At 52.8% G+C, this 25492-nt stretch carries 25 protein-coding genes; 5 read left to right on the plus strand and 20 right to left on the minus strand.

All coding sequences use genetic code 11. The annotated features are described in order from the left end of the window. Positions 1-111 precede the first annotated feature (111 nt). From AC1BI1_RS09740 to argF, 6 genes are all read right to left on the minus strand, one after another. Positions 112-1629 (minus strand): ABC transporter ATP-binding protein, encoded by a 1518-nt coding sequence (locus AC1BI1_RS09740; protein ID WP_476717094.1) that lies wholly within the window; start codon positions 1627-1629, stop codon positions 112-114. Positions 1630-1649: 20 nt separating this feature from the next. Then, entirely contained in the window at positions 1650-2750 is a 1101-nt protein-coding gene (locus tag AC1BI1_RS09745) for a 4Fe-4S binding protein (RefSeq protein ID WP_476717095.1), read from the minus strand. Between the two features lie 19 nt (positions 2751-2769). Next, complete coding sequence (locus AC1BI1_RS09750; RefSeq protein ID WP_476717096.1) at positions 2770-3399, minus strand: flavodoxin family protein; 630 nt, start codon at positions 3397-3399, stop codon at positions 2770-2772. A 4-nt stretch (positions 3400-3403) separates the two neighbouring features. Then, complete coding sequence (locus AC1BI1_RS09755) at positions 3404-4612, minus strand: YgeY family selenium metabolism-linked hydrolase (RefSeq protein WP_476717097.1); 1209 nt, start codon at positions 4610-4612, stop codon at positions 3404-3406. Positions 4613-4758: 146 nt separating this feature from the next. After that, entirely contained in the window at positions 4759-5985 is a 1227-nt protein-coding gene (locus AC1BI1_RS09760; protein ID WP_476717098.1) for an amidohydrolase family protein, read from the minus strand. 89 nt (positions 5986-6074) lie between these two features. Further along, positions 6075-7055, minus strand: a complete 981-nt coding sequence (argF, locus tag AC1BI1_RS09765; protein ID WP_476717099.1) for an ornithine carbamoyltransferase — start codon at positions 7053-7055, stop codon at positions 6075-6077. Between the two features lie 206 nt (positions 7056-7261). On the opposite strand from argF, the gene AC1BI1_RS09770 reads away from it, so the two are divergent. After that, positions 7262-7996: a GntR family transcriptional regulator gene (locus AC1BI1_RS09770; protein ID WP_476717100.1), complete on the plus strand. Its 735-nt coding sequence runs from the start codon at positions 7262-7264 to the stop codon at positions 7994-7996. A gap of 11 nt (positions 7997-8007) precedes the next feature. On the opposite strand, the gene AC1BI1_RS09775 is transcribed toward AC1BI1_RS09770, so the two are convergent. From AC1BI1_RS09775 to AC1BI1_RS09800, 6 genes are all read right to left on the minus strand, one after another. Continuing rightward, on the minus strand, positions 8008-9342 hold the full coding sequence (locus AC1BI1_RS09775; protein ID WP_476717101.1) for a UbiD family decarboxylase: 1335 nt from the start codon (positions 9340-9342) through the stop codon (positions 8008-8010). 87 nt (positions 9343-9429) lie between these two features. Beyond that, positions 9430-9585 (minus strand): hypothetical protein, encoded by a 156-nt coding sequence (locus AC1BI1_RS09780; protein ID WP_476717102.1) that lies wholly within the window; start codon positions 9583-9585, stop codon positions 9430-9432. Next, positions 9582-10448: a MurR/RpiR family transcriptional regulator gene (locus AC1BI1_RS09785; protein WP_476717103.1), complete on the minus strand. Its 867-nt coding sequence runs from the start codon at positions 10446-10448 to the stop codon at positions 9582-9584. Before AC1BI1_RS09785 ends, AC1BI1_RS09780 begins: the two co-directional genes overlap by 4 nt. A 657-nt stretch (positions 10449-11105) precedes the next feature. Continuing rightward, on the minus strand, positions 11106-12245 hold the full coding sequence (locus AC1BI1_RS09790) for an iron-containing alcohol dehydrogenase family protein (protein ID WP_476717122.1): 1140 nt from the start codon (positions 12243-12245) through the stop codon (positions 11106-11108). Positions 12246-12261: 16 nt separating this feature from the next. Further along, positions 12262-12666, minus strand: a complete 405-nt coding sequence (locus AC1BI1_RS09795; protein WP_476717104.1) for an aldehyde ferredoxin oxidoreductase C-terminal domain-containing protein — start codon at positions 12664-12666, stop codon at positions 12262-12264. A gap of 141 nt (positions 12667-12807) precedes the next feature. Beyond that, on the minus strand, positions 12808-13845 hold the full coding sequence (locus AC1BI1_RS09800; protein WP_476717105.1) for a BMP family protein: 1038 nt from the start codon (positions 13843-13845) through the stop codon (positions 12808-12810). A gap of 378 nt (positions 13846-14223) precedes the next feature. Between AC1BI1_RS09800 and AC1BI1_RS09805 the strand changes: the two genes are divergently transcribed. Together AC1BI1_RS09805 and AC1BI1_RS09810 are read left to right on the plus strand one after the other, a co-directional pair. Beyond that, on the plus strand, positions 14224-14421 hold the full coding sequence (locus AC1BI1_RS09805) for a hypothetical protein (protein WP_476717106.1): 198 nt from the start codon (positions 14224-14226) through the stop codon (positions 14419-14421). Positions 14422-14533: 112 nt separating this feature from the next. Next, the gene (locus tag AC1BI1_RS09810) at positions 14534-15082 is read left to right on the plus strand and encodes an aspartate/glutamate racemase family protein (protein ID WP_476717107.1); all 549 of its coding nucleotides are present in this window, start codon (positions 14534-14536) and stop codon (positions 15080-15082) included. A gap of 245 nt (positions 15083-15327) precedes the next feature. Here AC1BI1_RS09810 and AC1BI1_RS09815 read toward each other — a convergent pair whose 3' ends face one another. The 3 genes from AC1BI1_RS09815 to AC1BI1_RS09825 form a co-directional block, all read right to left on the minus strand. Next, positions 15328-16017, minus strand: coding sequence for a DUF2225 domain-containing protein (locus AC1BI1_RS09815; RefSeq protein ID WP_476717108.1), 690 nt, complete (start codon positions 16015-16017; stop codon positions 15328-15330). A 314-nt stretch (positions 16018-16331) separates the two neighbouring features. Further along, positions 16332-17546, minus strand: a complete 1215-nt coding sequence (locus AC1BI1_RS09820) for a TolC family protein (RefSeq protein WP_476717109.1) — start codon at positions 17544-17546, stop codon at positions 16332-16334. Between the two features lie 67 nt (positions 17547-17613). Then, the gene (locus tag AC1BI1_RS09825; protein ID WP_476717110.1) at positions 17614-19794 is read right to left on the minus strand and encodes a copper amine oxidase N-terminal domain-containing protein; all 2181 of its coding nucleotides are present in this window, start codon (positions 19792-19794) and stop codon (positions 17614-17616) included. Positions 19795-20386: 592 nt separating this feature from the next. On the opposite strand from AC1BI1_RS09825, the gene AC1BI1_RS09830 reads away from it, so the two are divergent. Further along, positions 20387-20965, plus strand: a complete 579-nt coding sequence (locus tag AC1BI1_RS09830; protein WP_476717111.1) for a sigma-70 family RNA polymerase sigma factor — start codon at positions 20387-20389, stop codon at positions 20963-20965. 158 nt (positions 20966-21123) lie between these two features. Beyond that, positions 21124-22233 (plus strand): anti-sigma factor family protein, encoded by a 1110-nt coding sequence (locus AC1BI1_RS09835; RefSeq protein ID WP_476717112.1) that lies wholly within the window; start codon positions 21124-21126, stop codon positions 22231-22233. 47 nt (positions 22234-22280) lie between these two features. Here the strand turns inward: AC1BI1_RS09835 and AC1BI1_RS09840 are convergent, their stop codons facing one another. The 5 genes from AC1BI1_RS09840 to AC1BI1_RS09860 form a co-directional block, all read right to left on the minus strand. After that, positions 22281-22847: a nucleotidyltransferase domain-containing protein gene (locus tag AC1BI1_RS09840; protein WP_476717113.1), complete on the minus strand. Its 567-nt coding sequence runs from the start codon at positions 22845-22847 to the stop codon at positions 22281-22283. Positions 22848-23070: 223 nt separating this feature from the next. After that, complete coding sequence (locus tag AC1BI1_RS09845) at positions 23071-23514, minus strand: HEPN domain-containing protein (protein WP_476717114.1); 444 nt, start codon at positions 23512-23514, stop codon at positions 23071-23073. Further along, positions 23492-23815 (minus strand): nucleotidyltransferase domain-containing protein, encoded by a 324-nt coding sequence (locus tag AC1BI1_RS09850; protein WP_476717115.1) that lies wholly within the window; start codon positions 23813-23815, stop codon positions 23492-23494. The genes AC1BI1_RS09845 and AC1BI1_RS09850 overlap by 23 nt, the downstream gene beginning before the upstream one ends. 40 nt (positions 23816-23855) lie before the next feature. After that, entirely contained in the window at positions 23856-24443 is a 588-nt protein-coding gene (locus AC1BI1_RS09855; protein WP_476717116.1) for a Uma2 family endonuclease, read from the minus strand. Positions 24444-24507: 64 nt separating this feature from the next. Next, the gene (locus tag AC1BI1_RS09860; protein ID WP_476717117.1) at positions 24508-25404 is read right to left on the minus strand and encodes an S-layer homology domain-containing protein; all 897 of its coding nucleotides are present in this window, start codon (positions 25402-25404) and stop codon (positions 24508-24510) included. Between the last annotated feature and the right edge of the window lie 88 nt (positions 25405-25492).

The following is a 25492-nucleotide window of genomic DNA, read 5'->3' on the forward strand; positions in this document are numbered from 1 at the left end:
GCCATTTCTGCTCTTTGATCCTCCCCAGCAGGTTATCCAGGGAGCACGGAAGAAGTTAGCGGCATACCGGCCCTCTTTGGGCCTGGCTCCGGGGCGACCCGGCCTAGCCCTCTAGGACGCCTTGAGGCGTTTGCTTCCGGCCATCATAAGTCCCAGCTCTTCTATGTTCGCCTTTTCCGCCGAAACTATGCCCATAATCTCTCCTTCGTATATAACTGCAATCCGGTCGCTTAAGTTTAAAATTTCTTCCAGTTCGGTGGAGATCAGGAGCACGGCGCTGCCCCGGTCCCGCTCGGCCAGCAGGCGCCGGTGCACATATTCTGTTGCTCCTACATCTAAACCCCTGGTGGGATGCATAGCAACAATCAGGTCAGGCTGCGGAGATACTTCCCTGGCCAGCACCACCTTCTGCTGATTACCGCCGGAAAGGGTTTTAACTGGTGTATCCTCATGCAGAGCTCGTATATCATATTCTTTTATCAGCTTCTTGGCATTTTCTTTGATGGCCGGCCACTTCAAGAACACCCCCTGGGAGAAAGGAGCGCGGTAATATTGCCGTAAGATGAGGTTTTCCTTTATTGTCATATCCATTACCAGGCCCTGAACCTGCCTATCCTGGGGGATATGAGCCACTTTTTGCTCAGTGACCAAGCGTGATCCCTGGCCGGTGACATCCTGGCCCTTAATCCTTATGCGGCCCGCTACCGGCTGCCGCATCCCGGTAATCACTTCCGCCAGCTCGCTCTGGCCATTTCCGTCCACTCCGGCTATGCCCAAAATCTCGCCTGCCCGGACTTGCAAGCTCAAGTTCTTCAGAGCTTTCAGGCCCTTGTCATCCAGGGCTTCCACCTTATCCAACTCCAGGACCACCTCGCCCAGGCGAGGGGGTTTCTTATCCAGCTTAAAGAAGACTTCTCTCCCCACCATCATCCGCGCCAGCTCCTCTTTGGTGGTATCGCAAGCCTGAACAGTTCCCACCACTTTGCCCAGCCTCAAGACGGTCACCCGGCTGCACAGTTCCATTACCTCGTTAAGTTTGTGAGAGATAAAGATGATGGTGTATTTCTCAGCGGCCAGCCGGCGCAACACCCGGAAAAGCTCTCGCACTTCCTGAGGGGTGAGCACGGCCGTGGGCTCATCCAGAATGAGGAGCTTAGCCCCCCGGTACAGGGCTTTTATAATTTCTACCCGCTGCTGTTCCCCTACCGACAACTGCCATACCTTAGCAAAGGGGTCTAGTTCGTAACCATAACTCCGGGATATTTCCTCGATCTCCTTGGCAGCAGCTTTTAAATCTATTACGCCCCAAGGACGCGGCATGCCCAGGATTATATTCTCAACTACCGTCAGCGCCGGGACCAGCATGAAGTGCTGGTGGACCATACCTATGCCCAAACTTATGGCATCTTTGGGTGAAGCTATTTTAACGGGTTGGCCCCGGAACAGAATAGTTCCGGAGGTGGGCTGGTACAGCCCGTAAAGGATGTTCATAAGGGTCGTTTTCCCGGCTCCGTTCTCCCCCAAAAGGGCGTGGATCTCCCCTTCTTCCACCTGGAGGTTAACATGATCATTGGCCCTGAGGGACCCAAAATCTTTAACTATATCCCGCATTTCCAACAGGTAAGCCATGCTTTCACCCCTCTAAACTCTCAAGCCCAACCGCGCAGGCGGTCGGAAGTTAAAGCGCCGCGCCTGCATATGGAGATACAATAACCGCAATTCCTGCATTCCTTCTCGTCCAGGTACATGTTTTTGTCTATCAGGCGGCGAGCCCTGTAGGGGCAACGGGTCACACACAACTGGCAATTATTGCATCTTTCAGGATCATACCGGAAGCGGAGCTTTTCCTTCTGCTCTTCCGGCACCAGGTACGGCAGGCTTCGACCCGCAGCTTCCTCTACCGAAGGATAATTTAACTCTTCAAAAAGAGAAGCCAGCTCTTGAGATAAAGTTTCCACTACTTTCAACCCCCGGGTGATAGCCACCGAGCAAATTCCCACCAGGCTGGCCCCGCACAAAAGCATCTCCAGGGCGTCTTCGCCGCTCGTTACTCCTCCCATGCCTATCACTTTGGCCCCCGGATTGGCCAGGCAAATCTCGGCCACCAGGCGTAAAGCGATGGGCTTTAGAGCCGACCCGCTGAGCCAGCCGAAGCCGTAAGGGCCACCCAGAAGGGGCCGGGCGGTCCGCACATCTATACGCAGAACCGGCCCGTAAGAATCTATAGCGGTCAGAGCGTCCGCCCCTGCCTGGAGGCACCTGGCGGCAATTTGAGCTGCATTGGGCCAATTGGGGGAGAGCTTAGCGATTACAGGAATGCTGACTAATTCCTTGGTCTTTTCAATCATGGGCACTATGGTCGTCTCCTCGTAAGAGACGAGCTCGATAAAATCGGCGCCGGCGTCCTCTACTCTTTTGACCAGCTCTTCCGCTTCCTCCGGGGTATGTCCCACGGAGGCAATAACCACCACGCCGTGCTTTTTAGCCAGGGGAATTTCTTTTTCTATCCACTGTTCGGCCGTCAAATCAGCCCATTTTTCGGCATTGATCAGAGTGCCGTGCCCTATGTCCACCATATGGGGATAAGGATTATCCGCCGGCTCTTTCCTCAAGGTTTTGGTGACCACGGCTCCCACGCCGGCTTCCCAGGCGGATATGAGGGCTTCCCCGCTGTAGGTCAAGGGGCCGGCTCCCAGGATGAAGGGGTTGCGCAGCACTTTTCCCAGGAAATTTACTGCTAGTTCCGCCATATATTATCCTCCTGCTTTTCTAATCCTTGATTCCCAATGCTCGCTTGCCTTCTTTCATGATCACGGCTACTTCCGCCAGTTTGCGCGCCAGCCCTTTTACCGTCTCCATGCCTACGGTATCCTCACCCGCGCCGTCGGCTCCCCGGTCCTGGGACCACACTTTGCCTCCGGCGTAGCCGCCGATTTCTCCGCCCACCACTACCAGGCCGCGCGTCAAAAGGTAATTGATTATGGCGTTAACGGTTATTTCCTGGCCGCCGTTTCTGGTGCCTCCCACGGCTATGGCTCCGCCCACCTTATTGCGCAGGAGACCCGGGAAAACGTGGTGTACCGGCCTCAGGCGGCTGAAAAAGGCCGCCAGCTGGGGGGTGGGGCCCATTACATAGACCGGTGAGGCCACCAAGTAAGCATCCGCCGCTATAAAGCGTTCAAACAGCTCCTGCATATCATCCTCGATACAGCAGCGGGTCTTATTCCTCCGGCAATAATTACATCCGTTACAGGGTGCAACTTTCTTGCCGCGCAGGATCATAATTTCCGTTTCAATTTCCGGAAAGGCTTCCCTGGCGGTTTTAAGCGCCTCTTCCACAATGTACTCTGTGGCGCCCTTGCGGGGGCTGCCCGAAAGCCCCAGGAGCCTTACAGTCAAGAGCCTAACCCTCCTTCTTACTTCTATAGTGGGCGAGCATCAGGGGCAGATAAGCATAAAACTTTAAAGCTTCAAGCATCTGTCCTACGGAGATCTGATCTCTCAAAGTATGTGGATATTCTTCCGAGCCCGGTCCAAAGCCCAGGGTGGGAATACCGGCTATTCCAGCCGTATAAGTCCCGTCCGTGCTGAAGTCCCAGCGGCCAACTACAGGCTCCCGGCCTAAAACCTGCCTGAAGGTATCCCGGGCTACCTGTACCAGAGGGTGATCTTCCCGCAAACTCCAGGCAGGGAAGTATTCTTCTCCCCCGATGGGTTTTCCTGTATAGCCCGGCTCTTCGCAGTGCAATATCTCCACTTGAGCACCAAAGGGGTCGGCGATTTCCTTTACTTCTTCCAGGCATCTCTCTTTGGTCTCCCCTAAAGTCAACCTGCGGTCTAGGTAAATGATGCACTCCCCGGGTATGGTGTTTAGAGAAGGCGTCTTGCACTCCAGTTTAGTAGCGGCAATGCTGCCCCGCCCCAGGAAGGGGTCAATTACAAATTTTTCCGGTAGCCGCTCTACTTCCCGGACAATGGCCGCTGCCTTGTACAGGGCGTTATCGGCCCGTTCCGGCACGCTGGCATGCCCCTCCTTGCCGGGTACCGTAACCTTGATAATAGCCCTTCCCCGGTGGCCCCGGCATAAACGCAAATTGCTGGCTTCGCCGATGACCGCATAGTCGGGGTTAACTTTGGTCTCCTCCAGGAAGTTTTTTATGGCCCTGCCTTCGGCTATCTCTTCTCCTACCACGCCCACGACGTAAAGGGCGAAATCATCCAGCAGGCCCAACTCCTTTATGACTTTTCCGGCGAAAACCATAGTGGCCAGACACCCTTTATCATCGCTGGCGCCGCGGCCATAAACTATTCCCTTTTCGTATTTGCCTTTAAAGGGATCAAAACCCCACTCAGCCGGGTCTCCGGCTTCTACAGTATCCATATGGGCATCATAAAGGATTATGATCTTGCCGCGCCCCAAACGGCCGGCCACATTGCCCATGGAATCCCTAAATACTTCGTCAAATCCCAACTTGTCCATCCCCGTTGCCAGGAAATCGGCCGCCTCTTTTTCCCGGCCGGAGATACTGGGAATAGCAATGAATTCCCTTAAAAAACTAACTAACTCCTCCTCCAGGCCAGCCACAAATTTGTGCAACATATCTACTGTCATGAAATATCACCACTGTTTAATTAAGGTCATGTTTATTATATATTATTAGTATTCAACGCTATTTAATAAAATCCTGCCGAATCTTAAATTTTTAAAACGGGGAGAAGCTTGTCTTAAGCAGGCATGGCGCACCAAGTAACACCTTATTAAACCACATAATACCTTTCGATACACTTAAAGTTCCGGGCCACCACTCTGCCCCTCTTTATAACATACAGTTTAGTAGCCTGGCTGATAATAGCCTCGGAGGGGGTCTCCGCCTCCAGAATCACCAGGTCGGCCTGGGCCCCCGGCCGGAGGCCGTAAGTTTGACCCAGCCCAACTGCGGTAGCCGCTTGATAAGTGCCCATACGCAAAACCACGTCCAGCTCGTGGGGTAACCCCATCTGTAAGACCTGGGCGGTGATCAGGGCTTCCTCCAGCATATCGGCGTTGCCGAAGGGACGGAAGGGGTCCCGGATGTTGTCGGAAGCGTAAGCTACGTTTACGCCTGCCGCCAGCAACTCCTTCACTCTGGTAACTCCCCGGCGGATGGGCTGCTTGTCTTTGCGGCCCATGAGGTACAGGTTGCAGGAGGGCAGGGTTATAACACTAATTCCTGCCTCTTTTACCTTGTCTATAACCCGGGCTGCCACCTTATCCGGTACTGCCGCCAGCGCACAGCAATGCCCGGCCACCACCCGGCCTACCAAGCCCCTCTTTAAAGTCATCTCGGCCAAGTACTCCAGGGTACGAACATCAGGTTCGTCGCTCTCATCCACATGAAAGTCCAGGGGCAACTCATATTTCTCGGCCAGGTCTAAGGTCTTGTCGATTACCTCAAAAGGATCTTGGGCCAAGTGGGGAGCACCGCCCAGAGCAGTAACTCCCAGGCGCGCAGCCTCCTCCAGCAGCTCCAGGGTTTCTCGATCCAATACATATCCCACTCCGGCAGGCATGGCTACGAGCTGCAGTTCTATTAATCCTGCGTAGGCTTCTTTTAGTTCGAGCAAGGCCTCCAGAGCAGTAAGCCCGATCTCCGGCACTACAGTTACATGGCTGCGCATAGTCCCAGTACCGTTGGCGATGGCCATTTCCAGCACCCGTTTGGCCCTGGCCTTTACGTTGTCTTTGCTTAAACTTTTATACATAGCCGCAAAGGCCAGGATGGCTTCTTCCAGGGAGGAGGCCCCGCCGGTTACACCCACCATAGCCTTCTCCAGGTGGGTATGAGCATCCACAAAAGCGGGGATCGCGAGCTTCCCATTAACTTCTATGGTTTCCCGTGAAGTATAAGGCAAGGCTTCACCCACTTGAAGGATTTTTCCACCTTTTATCGCTATGTCTTGGGTAGAGCCGTCCATGAGCCTGGCCTGCCGAATGAGCAAATCCATCGTCTTTCACTTCCTTAAAAAATCTAGTGTAGAAGAGGCTGCCTTCCTCAGAGAAATGGAAGGCAACCTTTCCTCCCGGCTTTTCCATTTTACCTAATAGTCGCAGCTAAAATAGCTTTGATGGTGTGGAGGCGGTTTTCGGCCTCGTCATAGATTACAGACTGCGGGCCGTCGATAACGTCTTCGGTAACCTCTATACCACGGTCGGCGGGCATGCAGTGCATGTAGATGGCCTCCGGCCTGGCCAGGCCCATCCTGCGGCCGTTGCAAACCCAGTCCTTGTACTTCTCTATAAGCTCGGCGCCTTCGGTATCGCTGCCCGTGTAGGCGATGGGGCCCCAGCTCTTGGCATACACTACATGGGCGTCCTTGCAGGCCTCGTCCATGTCGTGTACAATTTCAAACTTGACCCCTGCTTCTGCGGCATTCTTCTTGGCCTGTTCCACAATTTCCGGCAGGAGATGGAACTCCGGCGGGTGGGCCAGGGTAACATCCATGCCGAAGCGGGGCATGAGCAAGATCAGGGACTGGGGCATGGATAGGGGCCGGATATATTTGGGCGCGTAGGTCCAGGAAATGACGAACTTAAGACCCCGGAGGTTGTGGCCGAATTTTTCCCGGATAGTCATAAGATCGGCCAGGGCCTGAGTCGGGTGGCACAAGTCGCATTGCATATTGATCACAGGAATCTTGGACCACCTGGCCAGCTCGCGCATGTAGGCATTACCCACTTTGTAAGTGCAGTTGCGCACTCCAATGCCGTCGCCGAAGCGGCTCAAAACCTCCACCGTATCTTTGGCGGTCTCTCCGTGATCGATCTGAGTCATTTTGGGAGTGAGATAGACGGCATGCCCTCCCAGCTGGGTCATACCGGTTTCAAAGGCGTTGCGGGTCCGGGTAGACTCCTCAAAAAAGAGCATATAGAAGGTGCGGTCCTCTAAAAGGTGGTGTTTCTCCCTGAGCGTCTTACGGCGTTTAAGCTCGAAGGAGAGATCCAACAGGGTCTCGATTTCTTCCTTGGTCCACTCCTGCAAGGTGATCAAGTGTTTACCCTTTAGATCGGTCTGCAATGTAATTTCCCCCCATCTTAATTAATTGGAATTGATTTAAATATGGCTTTATGTTTTTATTATAATTCGATAAGACTTCATGAACTCCTACCTCTTCCCTGAAATATTTTTACGTTCACTTATTCAGACTAGAAGCAGGAACTAAATCCAATTTTAGCGAATGAAATACTTAATATAATTTCAAAATCCGAGGAGCAAAGTAAACGATGTACAAATTGCAGTTGACTCCCCTTTATATGAAGGCCAAAGAAGCGATCATACAAATGATCCGCAACGGCGAGTTTCCCGAAAACAGGTTGCCCCCCGAAGACGAACTGGCGGAGAAACTGGGTATCAGCCGGGCCACTATAAGAGAGGCCCTCATGATATTGGCGCGGGAAGGTGTAGTGTCCAAAAAGCACGGCGTGGGCAACTTTGTCCATCCGAGCGCCCTGGAAAACAGAATGCGCATAGACCTTATTTCAGACATCGCGGGGCTGCTCCGGGCCAGCGGCTACAGCGTGGCTTTGGAACACCGGGATTTTCGGGAAGAAGAGATGACGGAATATATCGCCGAAAAATTAAAGCTCCCCACTACCACAGGACGCTTATATACTTTTACCAGATTGTACTTGGCAGACTCGCGGGTGGCCGTCTTTATAACCATCCGAATACCCAAGGCTTATGTGGTCAAAGATATAAGAAAGCTTCCGGCAGCCTCTACCATAGTGGAAGTCTTACAGACCTGCTGTAATGCTGAAGTGTCCCATTCGATCTTAACTTTTCAACCGTTGCTGGCCGATGCCCAACTGGTAGAAGCTTTCGCCTTAACGGAAGTACAGCCGGTCATATCCTGGGAAGAGTTATTCTTCGACATTTTTGACAGGAGAATATGCTTTAACACCATTATTTTTAATCCCCAAATCGTACAGCTCAGCATGCTGAGGAAGTGGAGCCGGTAGGCTCCTAATTTTTAGCCCATATATTCCTTTAAATTCACTCTGGGGTATACGACCCGCTTGTAGTCCTTACGCAGAGACAAATCCAGGGTGGCGTCTATGCCGATCTTGGTGTGCGTCCCGTCCGGACCGGTAGTAGGATCGTTTTCCATGCCCTGAGCATGAGGTACGGTAAAAATGTCGCGGGCCGCATCTACCCTGGTGGCCAGGGCCCAGAGAAGCTCATTGGAGTCATAGATATTTACATCAGTATCTACCACCAGGGCCATTTTAATATTCACGTGGGTCATAAGGGCGGCCAGGGCCACATTCTTGGGTTCGCCCTGATTTTGTTTGTCCAGGGCAATAACTGCCATAAACCCACCGGTGCACGGTAAAAGGTGTACTCCTCTTACGTTGGGGGATACATGCTTAGCAAAGCGCATAAGCATGGGCTCCCGCGGTAACACGTTGCCTATATAGACGTGCTCAAAGGAACCGGGGATAATAGTGCGATATATAGGATTATTGCGGTAGCAAAGGGCCGTTACTTCCACTACAGGGTGCCGGTAGACTTCCCCGAAATGTCCGGTAAATTCTGCCAGCGGACCCTCATCCTCACGATAATGGGGCAATATATGTCCTTCGATGACTATTTCTGCCTCCTGGGGAACGTACAGGTCCACCGTCGAGCACCGGCCCAATTGCATGGGCCGGCCGCGCAGGGCCCCGGCCAGCTTTATTTCGTCCTCTTCAATCCGGAAGCCTGCCGCTATTTCCACCGCCGGATCCACCCCTATGGCAATGGCTATGGGCAGGGGTTCGTTGCGCCTTTCTGCCTCGCGATAAAACCACGCTATATGCCGCCACTCGTTCATCATTATGGCCAGCTTGCGCGGTTCCTTCAAGTGGAGTCGGTTATAAGAATAGTTTTGCCGGCCTGTTACTGGGTCCCTGGATATAGCGATCCCAGCGGTAATATAAGGCCCGCCGTCACCCGGGTTATGGTAGGGGATGGGGATCTGCCGGGTTAAATCGATCTCGCTCCCTTTAAATTCATTTTCCTTGAAGAGGGGTTTCTCCACTATTACCGGGTCTACCAGGCTGTTCAAGGCTTTCTCTATTTGGCCGTTGATTTCCTCCACAGAGCATTCCAGGGCCAGCGCGATCCTTTCCACATGGCCCAGAAGCCCACCCACCACCGGTATACCCGAGGGGTGATCAATATTCTTAAACAGGCCTACGGCTGTGCCTTCCTGAAGCATGGTATTGATAACATTTGCCAGTTCATAAATAAGGCTTACCGGGCGAGTAATTTCCACCAGTTGTCCCTTTTGCTTAAGTACCTCTATGAATTCCCTCAAGTCCACCGCTTCAGTCCCCCTCAAGTTAGCATAATCTTAGTAAAAGCAGGCCGGTAAGCCAGGGCCTCGATATTGAATACAATTTCTGCTAAGCTATTTGCCCTCCTTGCCGTAAGGTTTGCCCATGGCGGCCGGCGGCACGGTCCTACCCACCACGCCCGCCAGGACCAGGATGGTCAAAATATAGGGCAGCATGAGGAAAAACTGGTAAGGAATTTTTATACCCAGGGCCTGAAGGCGCCAGCTCACCCTCTCTTGCCCTTCTTCACTAAATCAGCTTCGATGATCTCCTGGGTTTTCTGGAGGGGTTCATATACCTGAGGCAAACCGAGTTTAAGCATGACCAGGAATAGGCTATCGATTATACTCAACTGGGAAATACGGAATTCAAGGGTGCCCGTAAAATGGGAAAGATAGTTGGTTACTCCAAATAGTTTAAAATCACTTATCTTAGCAACGGGAGAATCGCGATTATTGGTAAGGGAGATCACTGTGGCGCCATTGCTCCTAGCTATGTGGAGGGCTTCTAAAATACTGCTTCCCGAGCCCGAAAAGGAAAACCCCCATACCACCTCCCCAGGCCGGGCGATACCGGCCAGCATCTTCTGTTCCCTCTGGTCTGCGGATAGATAGGTGGGCAGGCCTAGCCTTAAAAGCTTATGGTGGACATCTACCGCCGTAACCGTGGCACCCCCACAAGCGAAAAGGCGGATATTCCTGGCGTCCAACAGGACCCTCGCAACTTGTTCCAACTCCACCGGGTCCACACTGGCTAAAGCGGTATTTATGGCGTCAGTGTGCAACTTCCGTACCTTGGCCACCAGAGTTGCAACATCGTCTTCTTCGGTAATAATAGACAAGTCCAGGCTTTCATGGAAATCATCCGCCTCCCTAGCCAGGGCCAGCCGGAGGTCTTTGAAGCTCTTGAAACCCAAACGGCGGCACAGTCTAAGGACAGTCGTCTTACTTGTTCTCGCATATAAAGCCAGCTCTGAAATGGAAAAGCGTACACTATCTTTTATATCCCTGAGAATTATATCCGCCACTGCCCTCTCGGCCGGCGGCAGTTCCTCCAAAAGAAGGGCCAGCCTGCGCGTAACATATAAATTCATTAGTCCAGCCACCTGTATAGGTATATCGCCTCCCCATAAGCTTTCGGGGTAGCACCTCTCTGTAGTGCCTGTCAACCTGCCATCGCGTAACTCTCTTCCTTATGTTGAAAACAGTCCGCGTAACTCAGTTACATCAGAATATATTCGACGCATTCTTAATCTTTCCTTCTGGTAATGTACTTTTTTGGCGGCAATAATCCACTCATCCAGGGCCTATAGGGTGCTCAAAATATATTAGCCAAGCACTGGCTTTCCCTCCGTCTACCTGCCGTATATACTCTTAGCAGCGGCACGTTAAAGGACTTCGCTTTGTTTCGTAATGTCCTCCAACTACCGCTAGCCTTCTGTGCGGCTCCTGTTCGTCGGGCCTTAAGTTTCCGCCGCCTTCCTTAAGACCCCACCTCACAATGGGCGCCCTCGCCTTAAGCTAACGACTACTGCGCTCTTCGTCGCTCGGGACTTTCACCCTTAAACCTTCGCCCATGCCGGATACACAAAACAAAAGGCGCTGTTCAGGGTTTCCCTACCAGCGCCGCAGCTTACTTTTGGTACCTCATTGTACCTGGGAATATCTTTTTTTAGTTGATATAATTATATACCCTTATTCACCAAGAGTCAAGGGTATTTTTGGTCTGAATATTGTGCCTTGTCCACTACCTAACCGCAAGCACTCCTCAGAATAGCCTCGCAGGCTGATACAGAAACAGAGCGCGGATTGGCAGAAGCCAGGGGCATACGAGCCGCCTCTTCGGCCAATTGGGGTAAATCCGGTTTCGGTCTAACATAGCTCGATAGAGTAGAGGGTAATTCCAAATCTGCCAAAAGTTCGCGCACAGCTGTTATGGCTTCCTTAGCTCTCACCCATATCCGCCCTTGGGCGCTTCTGCCCAAAAGGCTGGCTATAAAAGCATATTTTTGGGGTACTGCAACCAGGTTATATTCCATACCCCAGGCGAGCAGTACTGCATTGGCCAGGCCATGAGGAATATCATAATGGCTGCTCAAAGGACCGGCAAGAGCGTGTACGATACCTAGACCAGCTTGATCCATTGCCGCTCCCGCCATGGTGCTGGCCAGAGCTACTTTCTCCCTGGCTTCCACGTCATCTCCTGCAGCAAAAGCCCTGCGCAGCCACCGGCCGAGCAGCCTTATGGCCTCCGCGGCCCAAGCATCGGTCATAGGATTGCTCTTCCTGGCCACCATGGCTTCGATGGCATGAGTCAAAGCATCCATTCCGGTAATGGCCGTAAGGAAGGGAGGTAAAGTCAGCATGAGCTCTGGGTCTACAAAAGCAGCTACCGGCAAGAGGAAAGGGCTGATTATACCTTTCTTCATATTACGATCGACTATCACCGCCGTCCGGGTTACCTCGCTGCCCGTACCCGCGGTAGTGGGCAGGGCGTACAGGGGCACCCCCGGCACGGTAAAAGGCCTTCCCTCCCACTGGTATTCTTCCAACCCACCCCCATTGGTGAGAAGGACGCTCACCACCTTAGCCACATCCAAAGGACTGCCGCCGCCCAGGGCTATGATAGCCGTAACCCTCTTCTCCCTCGCAGCCAGTAGGGCCTCTTCCACCGTAGCCGCCCGGGGATTGGGGATTATGTCGCTGTAGATTTCCCACCTGCTGCCTACTGGGGCCAGTACTTCTTCTATTTTTGAGACGATTCCGCTCTCTACCAAACCCTTATCCGTAATAACTAAAATCTTATCTTCCGCCCGCAAAAAGTAAGCTAAACCTTTCCGGGCGGCAGGCCCAAAATAAATACGAGTGGGCAGAAAAAAGCATTCGACCATCAATTCTTTCGCCTCCTCAAAGCTTGCGCCAGAAATCCTCAAGTTCTTCCTGGTGAATGTCCCACTTCAGACCGTAGGGGCCCAGCTCCTCTTCCTGCATGAACTGGGGCAACTCTTCTATTTCCGGTAATCCAGCGGCTTTATTGAAAGCCAGCTCTGCAGCCACCACCTCGGCACCCAGTGCCGTAAGATAAGAAGGCCCCAATTCCGTCCCATAATAGGCATTGAGCAGGTTGCATACCTTTTCGGGATAAGCTCCCGTGGCCGACAGCAAAAAAACGCACAAGCCTAAAGCTTCGTAAGCCGCCCGGGCCAACTGCATCTTACCTCCATCCCTTTTTACACCTCTTTCTACTTGCAAGTTGCGGAAGAAATATCCCTTTTCCTCCAGTCGGTAGTGGATGCACCTTTCTAGGTGCACAAGAGCGGAATGCAGAGCGCAAATTATAAAAGGACAATACCCCAAAATAAAAAACATACAACACAGAAAAGTGACAGCCCGCCTCGGGTCTTAGAATTCACAGCAGGCGGGCCTTAATAATAGTCAAGGACTTTTTATTCCCTATTTCTTACGCTTCATTTCCACCTTGCCACTTTTAACGTCCTCTACCACCTTATTAATCTTGTCCTTAACCTCTGCCGAGAGCTTGCTTTCAAAGCCATGGAAGGGAGCCAGATATATAGCGCCTTCTTTGACGCCCATATAGTAAACCTTGGGTTCGTACTTGCCCTCTTGTACAATCTTGCCGAAAGCTATCATGGCTTTGGACCAGCTCTGCACTACGCTGGTCACCACGGTGTCAGGGGCTACGTTATTTAGATCAGCTCCATATCCTATAGCCAGGACGTTTTTCTCTTGGGCCGCCTGTATGGCCCCCAGACTGGCCTGGTTAGCATCGCCCATAACTACATCGCAACCCTGGTTGATAAGGCTCAAAGTCATTTCTTTCATCTTGGCCACATCAGTAAAGCTCCCGGTCATGGCCGTTTTTACGTCTATATTCGGGTTGATATACTTGGCTCCCTCGACAAAGCCGTCCAGCGTCTCGCGGATAGGAGGCATTTCCTCCCCGCCGATGGCAGCGACTTTATTGGTTTTGGTCAGGATGGCGGCGATGGCGCCCTGAAGGAAACCTATCTGATAGTTGTCCACTACCAGGGAGCAAACATTATCCTTGGCCACGCTGCCGTTATTAATTACAAAAATAGACTTGGAAAATTGAGGTGCCACTTTCTGGGCCGCACCCGCAAACTGAAAGCCATGAGCAATAATTATGTCATATCCCTGCTGGGCGTATCCGCGCATGATTTCTTCCTGATCCGACTGGCTCACATTTTCGGTATAGGCAACTTCTACGCCCAGCTCTTTCTCCATAGCTTTCAGCCCTTCGTAGGCCGTGGCATTCCAGCCATTATCATTGATAGGGCCGGGAAGCACTAAGGCTACCTTTAATTTCTTGGGTTTCTCGGACTCTTTTTGAGCGCTTTCAGATTTCTGTGAAGGCTGCTCGGGTGCCTTCTGCTGTCCACAGCCGCCTAGGGCCAACAGGCCAACAAGGAAAACGGCAATAAAAATTGATAGGATAGATCTTTTAAGCATCGGCGTTAACCCCTCCTTTTTTGTCATCAGACCTTCTTAAGTCTGATTTATATGTTCAATTCTATAAATTCGCCAGCAACCTGGATTTTCCTCCCGAATTCTGCTGTTAAAAATGAAATGGCCCTTGGATTGGGTTCTATCACGTCAGAGAGCAACAGCGCATCCCACAGGGTGAGTTGCGGATCTCTTAGCCTTAACATGGGATCACCCGACAGGAAAAGGAGGCTAGGCTCCGCGAGGATCTACATCATGGAGATAATAGGTATCGCCGAGCAACCCTTCAAGCCACCGCCGCGAAGGGTAAAATTCTAATTACGCATCATATCCCTTAATGATAGGATGACTTATAGGAGTGGCGTAACATGAGCATGGAATTTTATGGAATTACTCCTGAAACTGTATCGAGCTATCATCCAAATTGTAGATGAGCGCATAAAGGAAATAAGGATCACCCATGACGACTTCACCGCCCTAAAAAAGACCGTGGAAGATTGGTCTAACCTTGTTGACAAGCGTCTTGCTAAAGTAGCCACTATCCTGGCCGATCTGGCTAAGGCGCAAAAGGAAACTCGATAGGAAACCGCGCGCCTGGACAAAGCCCTGGCGAGGCTAGCTGAAGCTCAAGCAGAGCTAATGGCTGCCCAAAAATCCACCCAGCGAGAGGTTGCTCGTCTTGCCGAAACTCTAAATGCACAAAAAAGCTGCCGAAGAAGGGTTTGACGGAGTGATTATAGATTGCTTTGGTGACCCGGAAGTCAAGGCTGCCCGGGAGGTGGTAGATATACCTGTATGCGGCGGATTCGAGCCAGCCATGCTGTTGGCAGCGGGGTTGGGACAACACCTGGGGATAGTCACTGTTTTACCTAACGTGCTACCCATGATTGAAGACTTGACAAGGAAATTGGGCTTGATGAATAGACTGGTTTCCATTCGTTACGTCAATATTCCGGTTTTAGAGTTAGGGGACCGTACCAAGCTGGAAGATGCCCTTTACCAGGAGAGCCTTGAGGCGATTATAAAGGACAGAGCCCACGTGCTCATTCTGGGATGTACTGCAATGATGGGAATGGCGAAAAACCTCCATAACAGATTAAAAGAAGCGGGATATGATGTACCGATTATCGACCCTGCTTTCGCAGCCGTGAAAGTGATGGAAAGTTACATCGCTATGGGGGTAAAACACAGCCGGCTTACTTACATGGTCCCACCCGCAAAGCCTCGCAAGTGGTGGAGTTAGCGCGAGGGGGCAACAGCCCCCTCAATTCATTTAAGCCCAGCTGGATTTTTCACTATGGCTTGCGATCCTGGGTTTCTGTAAACGGTGCTTGTTCAACAAAATATAACTCCTGAAATACTAGTTATAAGTTTTGCCGAAATCGGAGCCTCCCTGGACCTCTTGACCGAAGCAAACGTAGAAGCCCGCTTTTGCAGACCACCCAGTAAGTGGCGCAAAGTAATGCTGGTAAAGCGGGAGGGTACGGGTTACTGGGGACCGTCTGCCGCCTCCACATTCTTTAACCGTTCCCTATAATACTCCCACCTGTCCTGGAGCATGTTTCGCAAATAAGGTTCCAGGTTGCGGACAGAGATCAGTTTTCCCAGCCACTGGCGGGCTCCCAGGTAATTTCCCAACCGGCCTTCCAGTTCACCGATAAGGTACATCCAGAGGTTAGCCTGTCTCCCTTGTGGGGCTTCGTGGAAGTAGGCTTCCTGATATAGCCGGCTGGCGTAGCGGAGGTATTTTTGCTCTGATTCTAATTCGTTTCTGTACCGATAGAACCAGGCCAGGCGCAGGCATAAACCCGCCATTACCGAGCTCTTTTCCAGGTTCAGGCTGCCGGTAAGATAGGCCAGCTTATATACCTTTATAGCCGTTTCCAGGTCTCGCCTACCTGTATAATCTTTATAAACGATTTTAGCTATGTACTGATCCTCGATCAGCGGCCGCCGCTCTTTTTTTACCGGCCCAAAATTTGCCGTAAAAGCATAGCCACAGTGAGGGCACACAGCCACGTCATAAAAATAGGGGTTCTCACCCTCAAAGTAGGTACAAAAATCGCTGTCCACTTTTACCTGGCGTGCATAATTAACGCGCAATTTTTTATTGGTAAACTGCCGGCCGCAGTAGAGGCATTGATAGCGTTTGTCATAAAGGGGTTCGACTGCTGCCATTCTTTTCACCCTTTCTGCAACCTAGCCCGAATAGCTCAGTTGTCTTCGCGTTCAAATGAATCTATTTCAATTTTCCCTCAATATCTCTTCCTGCACTTCTAAGTATATCGCACCCCTAATATCTGCATCAAATGAAATATTAGACTGCCCTTTCACGCGTATTCGCCGGGAACGCCCAGGACATTAGACCGTGCACTTCACTCATAATAGACCCCCAAAAAAGAGGCCTCGCTCCTGCAACATGACGAAGCGAGGCTTCTTTATCCTGGTCTTCCCTATATTATCTTGCACCGGCCATTCCCGGGCTCTTCCGGCTACCTGCTTGTTCCCTGGCCGGTGGAACTACCGCCTGAGGAAGCAGCAGAGCCGCTACCCGACCAGGCCCACGGCTCGTAAAAAGCCTTAACCGCCATAGCGTGCTGCCAGGCGAGGGCAGCCAGTTGGGCCTCCGCACCAGCTACAGCGGCCTCGGCGCTCATCACTTCCGCCCGGGTGGCCATGCCCAGGTCATAGCGCAGTAAAGCGATACGCAGGGCCTCCTGCGCGGCCCGCAGGGACTCCTGAGCCTTCTTGTAGTCCTCTTCTATAGACTTCACGTTAGCGTAAGCGCTAACCAGGCCCAGGTACAGCTGGTCACGAGTCATCTCCACGCCCAGTTGGGCGTTTTTGAGATTGATCCTGTCCACATCATAGGAATTCACCATGCCGTAGATGTTCTTCTGCAACTTCACGGTCTCCTGCGCCTTCCAGAGCTGGGGGCTCGACTCGATGATATTCTTGATCTCCCGGTCCAGATCCTCCACCACCATAGGGTTGAAGGACACCTGGGTAGTAAGAACGGGTCTGGACCCCTTAGGCAGGCCCAGGAGATCACCTAGGTCGGCGTAGGCTTTGCTCAACTGCTCCTCCGCCCGTCCTAACTCCGCCCGCGCCGAGGCCAGGGCCGAACGCTTTTGTACCACCGCGAAACTGCTCTCCGCTCCGGCCCGCAGTCTGGCCTCCGCTTCGTAAAGCTCCCTCTCCCTCAGGGCTACGTTGAGCCTAGCCACCTCCACCTGCTTCCCGGCCAGCAGAGCGGCGGAGTATTTCTGGTACACACTGGCCACCAGGCTGGCCACCTTAGTTTCATAATCCTTTTGGGCCACCCGCCAGTCGTAATCGGTTTTAAAAACCGCCCCCGTGGGGTCCTGCCCGCTGGGCACGCTAACGTACATATCCGTACCTCGAATGTGCGTGTTTATGAGCACGGCATTATACATATCCCAGGTCTCATCTTTCTTCGTCTTAGCCAGATCCACGTTGTTTCTGGCCAGCTGTAGGTCCTTACTATTGATCAGGGCGTGCGTTATGGCCTCCTCCAGAGTCAGGGCGTCAGGCTCCCCTCCCTCCCCCGCATAGGCGGGAAAAGCCAAAAGGATAGCCAATAGGAGAGCTACACTACAAGCCAGTAGCCTCCGTACCACCCCTGACCTCAGTATTCTCGCACTGACCCATTTGCTACATAACAGCATCACTTCCAGCTCCCTCAAACCATTCTTCCCCTTAAGAGAGCAAGGCCCGGGTCCTCACGGAACCCGGGCCAGAGACATCAAACCCTTACTGCAGGTTCATGGTCACCGTCTTGGTGGCCTCGTCCCAGCTCACGGTCGCACCCAGAGCCTGGGCGATGAACCTGAACGGCAGCATGGTCCGGCCGCTCACCAGCTCAGGAGCAACGTCCATGGTGATGCTGATGCCGTTAAGCTTCAGCACGTTGCTGCCGATGGTAAGCTGGACAGCGTTGGTGCCCTTGAGCAGGGTCACGGTCTGGGTAGCGGCGTCCCAGTACACGTTCTCCGGATCCACACCCAGAGCGTAGGCCACGTAACGGACGGGCAGGTAGGTCCGGCCGTTCTTCTCATACGCGGCTACGTCCATGGTGTAGGATACGCCGTTAACCGTGTAGGCGCTGCTGCCCAGGGTGAATACGGCAGTACGCTTCGTGGCGGAGACGATGGTGGCGTTAGCTACTTTAGCAATAGTCTTACCATCCCACTTATTCGTTGCATCCTCGCCCCATATCTTAACGGCAACATCGCCTTCAAGGGCAGATCGACTAACGTTGTATTTGATACCCGAAATCTTGATCGTGCTCGTGATACCGCTCTTGGCGTTAACATTGATAACTAGGGTATTGGAGTCTGTCTCCGTATCATTCCTGGAGGCATCTATATTGCCAGCAGTAACCTTAACAGTAGGTTTTCCATCGAAGGTGATGCCCTCTGGGAGCTCGAGATACAGCTTACCAGCAAGGATCTTACCGGCTGCAGCCTCCGTAATCACAATGCCCCCCGCCGCCTGGCCCTGGCCGAGGTACGGGATTTGAAGCGCATCGGCGGTCACGGAGAACGGTTTTGCGATCTTACCAATCACAACCTCGCCGCTGGCCCCGGCAGTACCGCTTACCTTTACAGTTAGATCGCCTGCTGTAGTATCACCAGGTACTACAACGCTAAAATCTGTTAGTTTCAATTCACTCTGGTTGCTCGGTGTTTCAAACCATGCACTCTTACCATCGTTAAATGTGTTAATGGGAACGGATACGGGGTTTCCATCTTTATCCTTAACGGCAAACGGCGTGCTGCCAAACTTACCAGCCGTCAGCTCGACGACTACCACTTTACCGCTGCTTATATTGCCACCAGTCGCCTTCAGCTTGAACTCTGCTGCGTTGCTACCCTCTTTCACCGTCTGGGCGTCCTTATAGCCAGCATATACAGTACCACTTGTGTACTTTGCATCAGTTACGGCGACAGACACCGAACCAACTTTAGCCACAGTGAGCGTCGTGCTAGAAATCTTACCATTGGTGCCATCCGACTTCTTGCTGTAGACCGTAATCTGAATGTCCCCCGTTACAGGCGGAGGTACGAGGAGCTTGCCGGGATCAACGTCAAGCTTTAAGGTGAGCTTTCCGGGCAAGACATCCGAGGCATCGGTGATGGTTACATAGAATAGGCGTGTTCCTTCGCTTGGAACAGTGCTCTGGGTTACATTCATATCAGCGCTATAGTCGACTTGTGGAGCCGATGCAAACTTCACATCAGCAGTTTCAATCTGGAAGTACACAACTTCGCCCACCGAGAGTGTCTTAGCTCTGCTCTCTTGAATAGTAATGTTGGCAGCAGCCTTGTTACTTCCGGCTTGGATCGTTTTGGGATCGTCGGCCGTCACAGTAACAGATTTAGCTACTACCTTCGCAACAGTTATACTTTCGCTTTCTACCCACAGGACTTTACCTGCAGAGTCGACACCCATAATCTCAATAGTTACCTTTACATCGCCACTAAAGCTAGATTCAACGTCGAGTTTCGATTTCTTGTCCCTATCAAATAAGAACTTAATAGCATCGTTTGAAGCGCCACTTTGAGGAGTTAGCTTAACTGTCACTGAATTCTTCGAGGCACTATAAAAATTACTTGAGACTGCCGGCGAACCATTGATATACACGTACTGATCTACAGTAGTGCTCTCAGCAGTAGTATTGTAAGTAACTCCGCTCGGGAGCGTAACAGTAGCATAAATGTTAGCTGCACCAGTCGCACCCCAGTCATTCTTTTCAGCGACTTGGGCGTAACCGGCTTCTTGGTTGGTATCGGCATCAATGTAAACGTAAGCCCCACTGTACGTCCCATACGTCGTATCCGCCAACGCTGACCCGGCAAAGGGTACCATCAACCCCACGAGCATGGCCAGCGTGAGCAGGATGGAAAGCCATTTTTTACGTACTTTCCTCAAATGTTGTCCCTCCTTGAGTTTTCTCTCATTTAAGGTATGACCACCGTTTGTGGTGACTCACTTCCTCTTGGCCTGGCACGCCATTCTTTGCCCTCTCTTCCCTCCTTTGCTCTGGTTTCGCGTTCTCTGCTGCATCATGGTATTGCGACTTGTGCTGCGTCTGCTGGGAAGCCCCGCCAAGGCAGGAGACTCCATTGGAGGTATATCTTGCGCACCTGCGCAGCTCTCTACCTGGACTGGCGGGCTTTCCCTCGTGAACCCACTTTATTAGACACTTGATCCCGGCCAAAAGTTCCCGGCGGGAGTAAAAAATTTGAGGAGGGAGATCTGGAAATTAGGGTGTCTGGAAATTGTTGCACAGATCGCCCCAGGTGTGGAATAAAATGCAGTGTTATGGCATAATAAGTATGGCTTTCCACGTGCAGTATTTGCTATGGCAACGCTGTATAAAAATCGCTTGTCTTTGCAATGCATCTTTTGTCATGGCTCCAAAAATTTTCTCTCACTTTGGCCAGCCGGACGGGAACTTTCTGGTGTCTTTTTTTGTCTAATAAGTGTCCGGGAAAGTGCCGGGCCTCCAGGGGTGTTGGTCTTGAACCTTGGTGATAAGAAAAAGGAGTTCGAGAAGATAGTTCTGGCGTACCAGGATAGGGTTTACGCTTTGAGCTACCAGTTGACGGGGAATCATGCCGACGCCCAGGACCTGGCGCAGGAGGTCTTCGTACGAGCGTATTTAAACCTGGAGAAGTTTCGCTTTGAGGCGGACTGGGGTACCTGGCTCCACCGGATAACGGTGAACGTGTACCTCAATTCCCGGCGTAAAAATAAAAAAGATAATATAGCTTATTCCCTGGATGAGCCCCTCCTTACCGAGGAAGGAGAGGTCAGCCGGGAACTGGCGGCAGCGGGGTCGGACCCCCAGGAAGTGCTGGATGCCAAGGAGAGGCAGTTGTACATAAGGCAGGCCCTGGAAGAGCTGGCTCCCGAGTTCAGGGCGGTCCTGGTGTTGAGGGAGTTCCAGGGATTGAATTACGAGGAAATCGCTCGGGTGCTGGGTTGCTCCCTGGGCACAGTGAAATCCCGCCTGAGCCGGGCGCGCCAGGCCCTGAAGGAGAAGGTGGCCCAATTAGAAGCAGAGAGGGCCCCTGGCAGCCGGAAGGCGGGGGCGTAGGTGCCGGTGGGGAGGAACCCGGGCGAGGAATAAACGCGGCTTTAAGAATACTATGTATACATACCTCGTAAGGGTTAGGGTAAAAGTGCCTGGATAAAAAGGGCGGGAGGGTAACCCCTTTAGCCAGGCCAGGCTTAAAGGTAACGCAGGTGAAAAAAATGAACTGCCAGGAAGCAAGAGAGCTTTTTCCCTTACATCTGGATAAAATTTTAAGCCCTGGCGAAGAGGCAGAAGTCCTGGGCCATATAAACTCTTGTCTCGCCTGCCGGGAAGATCTCGCCGGGCTTAAGGCTCTGCTGGAGACTTTACGCTCCTTGCCGGGACTGACGCCTCCCGCTCCAGCCGGGCTGGCAGCAGGAATAATGGTGCGGCTGGAGGAGATAGAAAACCGCCGCCGACGCCTTTCCGGCTGGAAGCGATGGGTAGCCGCTGCCGCAGCAGCCCTCACCCTGGCTGCCGGGTCCTTAGCCTATGCAGCCCGTGGCTGGACGCCAGCCGGGTGGCTGGCGGCTCTGAGCTCCGGGCCTCCGGCAGGGCAGGCATTACCGGGGCCAGGTGATTCTGGTCCGTATCCCGATAACGGCCTCTCCATGGAGGACCGTAAAGTAGATAACGGCGCAGGGGGCCAACCAGTCATAGGAGGGGAGCAAGGCCAGGCCCCGCCCGCAGGAGATAAAAAAGAAAGTCTTCCCCTGAAGGAAGGCAAGGAAACGGGGGGTTCTCCCAGGCCAGGTGACAAAAGCTCTTCTCCTGGTAATCAGCCAGGAAGAGAGGCTTCTCCCCGGCCCACTACAGTGGCTCAAAGCCAGCCCGTTTCGCCCGTAGCTTTCTTAAACAAAGAGAGGAAGATCACCAGCACCTTCCTCACCGTAGCGGCCAGCGACATAGACCAGGCCCTGGCCGCGGCCCTTAAGGCAGGGGCGACAGTCAAGGCCACCTCCCAGGTCTTCGCAGTGCAGAATACAGGCACTGAACAGCGGGCAGCCGTGAGGTTTACCGTAGCACCGGAGGCAGCCCCCGCCCTGGTAGATAAGCTGGTGAACCTGGGCACCTTGTTGGATAAGCGGCAGGAAAGCGAGGACATCACAGCCCGGTTCAGCGCCATCCTGGAGCAGTACCGGGAGGCAGTGGCCAAAGTCAACGCGGTCCAAGAGACAGCCGAGAGGGAACAGCTTCTCACCCAGGCCAACTTCCTGGAAAAACAGCTAGCCACCTGGGATAAGGAAGCAGGCGAGCACGTCGTAATACTCTGGTTGGAGAAAAGTTAGAGGGAAAAGCCAAGCCCCGTAATCCGTTGTCTGGCGGGTTACGGGGTTTATTTTATGCAGCTTCTTCTCCTGATTTCCTCTAACAAATCTTCAACCTTCAATTGTTTAGCCCAATATTGGAGGTATTCCTTATTCAATCTATCTAATTGTACTTCATATACCCGCAGGGCATCAGTTAATTGTTTTTCGCTTCCACCCGCTAGTTTAGCCCACCTTAGCTTTGCCAGAATAGTATCTTCAGGAGAAGAGACATATATCTTGAGCCCCATAAACTCAGTAGCAATCCGTCGAGCAAAGCGAGATTGATCAAAAGCTTCCTCCGTTAATATCCAAAAATCTACTTTATCCCCTTCATGAACGTCAATTAAGTTAAACATGCTCTTTTCCTGAAGGGCAGATATAATGCTCTGTTTATCGAGATGGTAATGGGGTGGAGGAAATGCTTCCAAAAGTTTGTTTATTGCACCCTTGGGGATGGAAACAACTATATCAATGTCATGGGTTAACCTGGGCTCACCTTGAAGGCTGGACGCTAGTGAACCGGTTAGCATATACTGAATACCGGCTTTTTCAAGGGTATCAATGACTTTCTTTAGTAATTTCTGTTGTGACATTTACTTATACGCTCCAAGTATATTGTTTTAATTTCTTCTTCGGAAAGCTCAGGATATCTCTCCCGCAAACCGTGTAAAAAAAGCTGCTTTCCTAAGGCCGATAGCTCGAAAGCCTTTAGCAACCGCTGTTCGGGGCTCATCTTTCTTAAAACCTCTATATAAATTGCATGGTTGGGTCGAGGCTTGGGGTCCAGTTGTCATTCCTCCTTTCTGCCGAAAGCAGCTATCGTTGGAGAGGAAGCTCCTGATAGGTTTTTTGTGATTCTTTCCTTTCAATCTCCTCCAAAACCCAATTATAGGTAGCTTCCGCCAGGCGCACGGCTTCCTGATATTCTTCCTCGTCCACCGGGTCCCAATCGCCAGGATAACGGGTGGTGACGGCATAGTCGGTGAGGGTCACCGCCTCTCTAATATGGGTGGGCACGGCGATTTTACCCCGGCGCTCTAACAAGCTCAAAAGGTGGCCGATGGAATGGGTGCGGGGGTAATCGATACGGAGATAGATGAGCAAACCTTTGAGGGCCTTCTCCGCCGCCTGCTGGGCGTCGAAGCAGAGGTCCTCGTAGAGTATGTCCTCGGATTGGCGTCCCATTCGAGCCCGGGCCAGGTTGCTCCGGGCGCGCTCCAGCCATACCTGCCAGGCTCTATCCTTCCTGTCCCTTTTCATATACCACTATCCCCTTTAGAGCTTCCCGGTAGACAAAGCCCGCCACATGGCGGTACTCTTCTACCCCTTCCGGCGTCTCCACTATTATGTCTACCGATACCGGGAGCCCGGCCAGGCTTCTATATATCTTCTGGGCCAGGGCCCGCCGGTTGCTCACACCTCGCTTTAAGACCAGGAGGTCGTAATCGCTGCTGGGGTCCTGGTCGCCCCGGCTGCGGGAGCCAAAAAGGATAACTTTGTCGGGATCGGCCGCTTCCCGGATCCTGGCCAGGATCAGTTCCAGCATGTCTTGCACGGTCATCCCCCCGCCAGCTCGTAATTTTAAAAAAGGATGGCCCAAGTTACAGCTCGAGCCCCGGAGGATAGGTAAAGATCGTATTTAGATCTATCTCTAAGCCGGGTAAAAGGTGTGAGCTTAAGACCTCTTCTTTTCCGAAAGCCCCCGTCAAGTGCCAACAGTCTTCCGCATTGGTGAAAATTTCGACCGTGGCGGCCTCGGGCTCCACCAGCCAATATTCTTTCACTCCGTGTTGCTGGTAAAGGCGGCTTTTCTTGATACGGTCCTGCCGGGCTGAGGCAGGAGAAATTACTTCAACCACTAAATCGGGCGGTCCCTTTAAACAAGAATCCGTTAGGCGGTGGTAAGTTTCTCTGGCCAGGTAGAGAATGTCCGGCTGCAAAATAGTCTCCTCCTGGAGGACCACATCAAACGGAGCGGTTATAACCACGCCCAGGTCTCGGCTTTCCACCCAATCAGCTAATAATCTCGCCAGTTTCCTCACGACGTTCTGGTGCTTGAAGCCCGGTGACGGTGTCAAATACAGATCCCCCTCTATTATTTCGTAGCGGCCCTCATCCCCCAGCTCTAGATAGTCGCGATAGGTATATCTCTTCTTATCGCCGGTCGCCGCGATTTCCCTGATGGCCATCCACAGTCACCGCCTTACACCTTAAGGTGAGTTTTTCTACATTATAACATTCTTATAAATTGCGCTACAAGGCCAGAAGGCGCCTTAAAACCGCGGCGGCTTGGGCGCGGGTGAGGTGAGAGAGGGGTGCCAGGGTATCCGGGGCCACTCCGCGCAAAAGACCGGCGGCGTAGGCCCGGGCCACTGCCTCCCGGCTCCAGGAGGGTGTTTCAGGCCAGTCCTTGAAGGGCGGGCTTAAGGCCGGGGAAGGAGCGCGGTCGCCCAGGTAGCGCACCAGAAAAGCAGCGGCTTCCGCCCGGGTAAGGGGTTGGGAGGCCCGGAAGGTGCCGTCCTCAAAGCCCGCCACCAGCCCCCGCTCCCGGGCAGCAGCCACCGCATCCCTGGCCCAGGCCGGAACATCTGCGGCACCGGCAAAGGGTAGGGTGGAGGCGGAGGGCGTTGGCCACCCGGCAAGGCGGACCAGCAAGGCCACAAATTCCACCCTGGTAACGGGCAGGTCCGGCCGGAAGCTCCCGTCCTCAAAGCCCGCCAGCAAGCCCTGGCGGGTCAGTTCGCGGATGTCCTCGGCCGCCCAGTGCCCTTCGATGTCCCAAAAGGGGAGGCCCCCGGCCGGCCCCAGGTCAATTTTTCCGCCCGTTACCCCGCCGGTACGGCGGTCCAGGGCCACCAGCAGGAGATTCTTCTCCTCGGGCTCCCCTTTCATTTCATGGCTGAAATAACCCCCACCGGCCAGGGCCACATTCTCCCGGCGGCCATCTTCATGGTAAAGATAAAGGCGGTCGGCGGTAGTGGTGCCGAGAAGGTAAAATTTGTTGCCCCGCGGCAGCACGGAAAACTTGAGCGCGGGAGGTACAGTCCCCGGAGGCACTTCGGCAGACACCTGGGCCAGTATGTATGTATTGGGGGCTACCAGGTAGACCACCCGCACCTTTAGCCCGGCGGGCAAATCCTCTACCGGCACGCGGTAGCCGCCTAGGAGACTGTTGACCAAAACGGTTCAAGGATAACGAAATTTTAGGACACTCAAGGTAAATACCACTAATTACCTA

The sequence above is a fragment of the Thermanaeromonas sp. DSM 22490 genome (genome assembly GCF_056378755.1).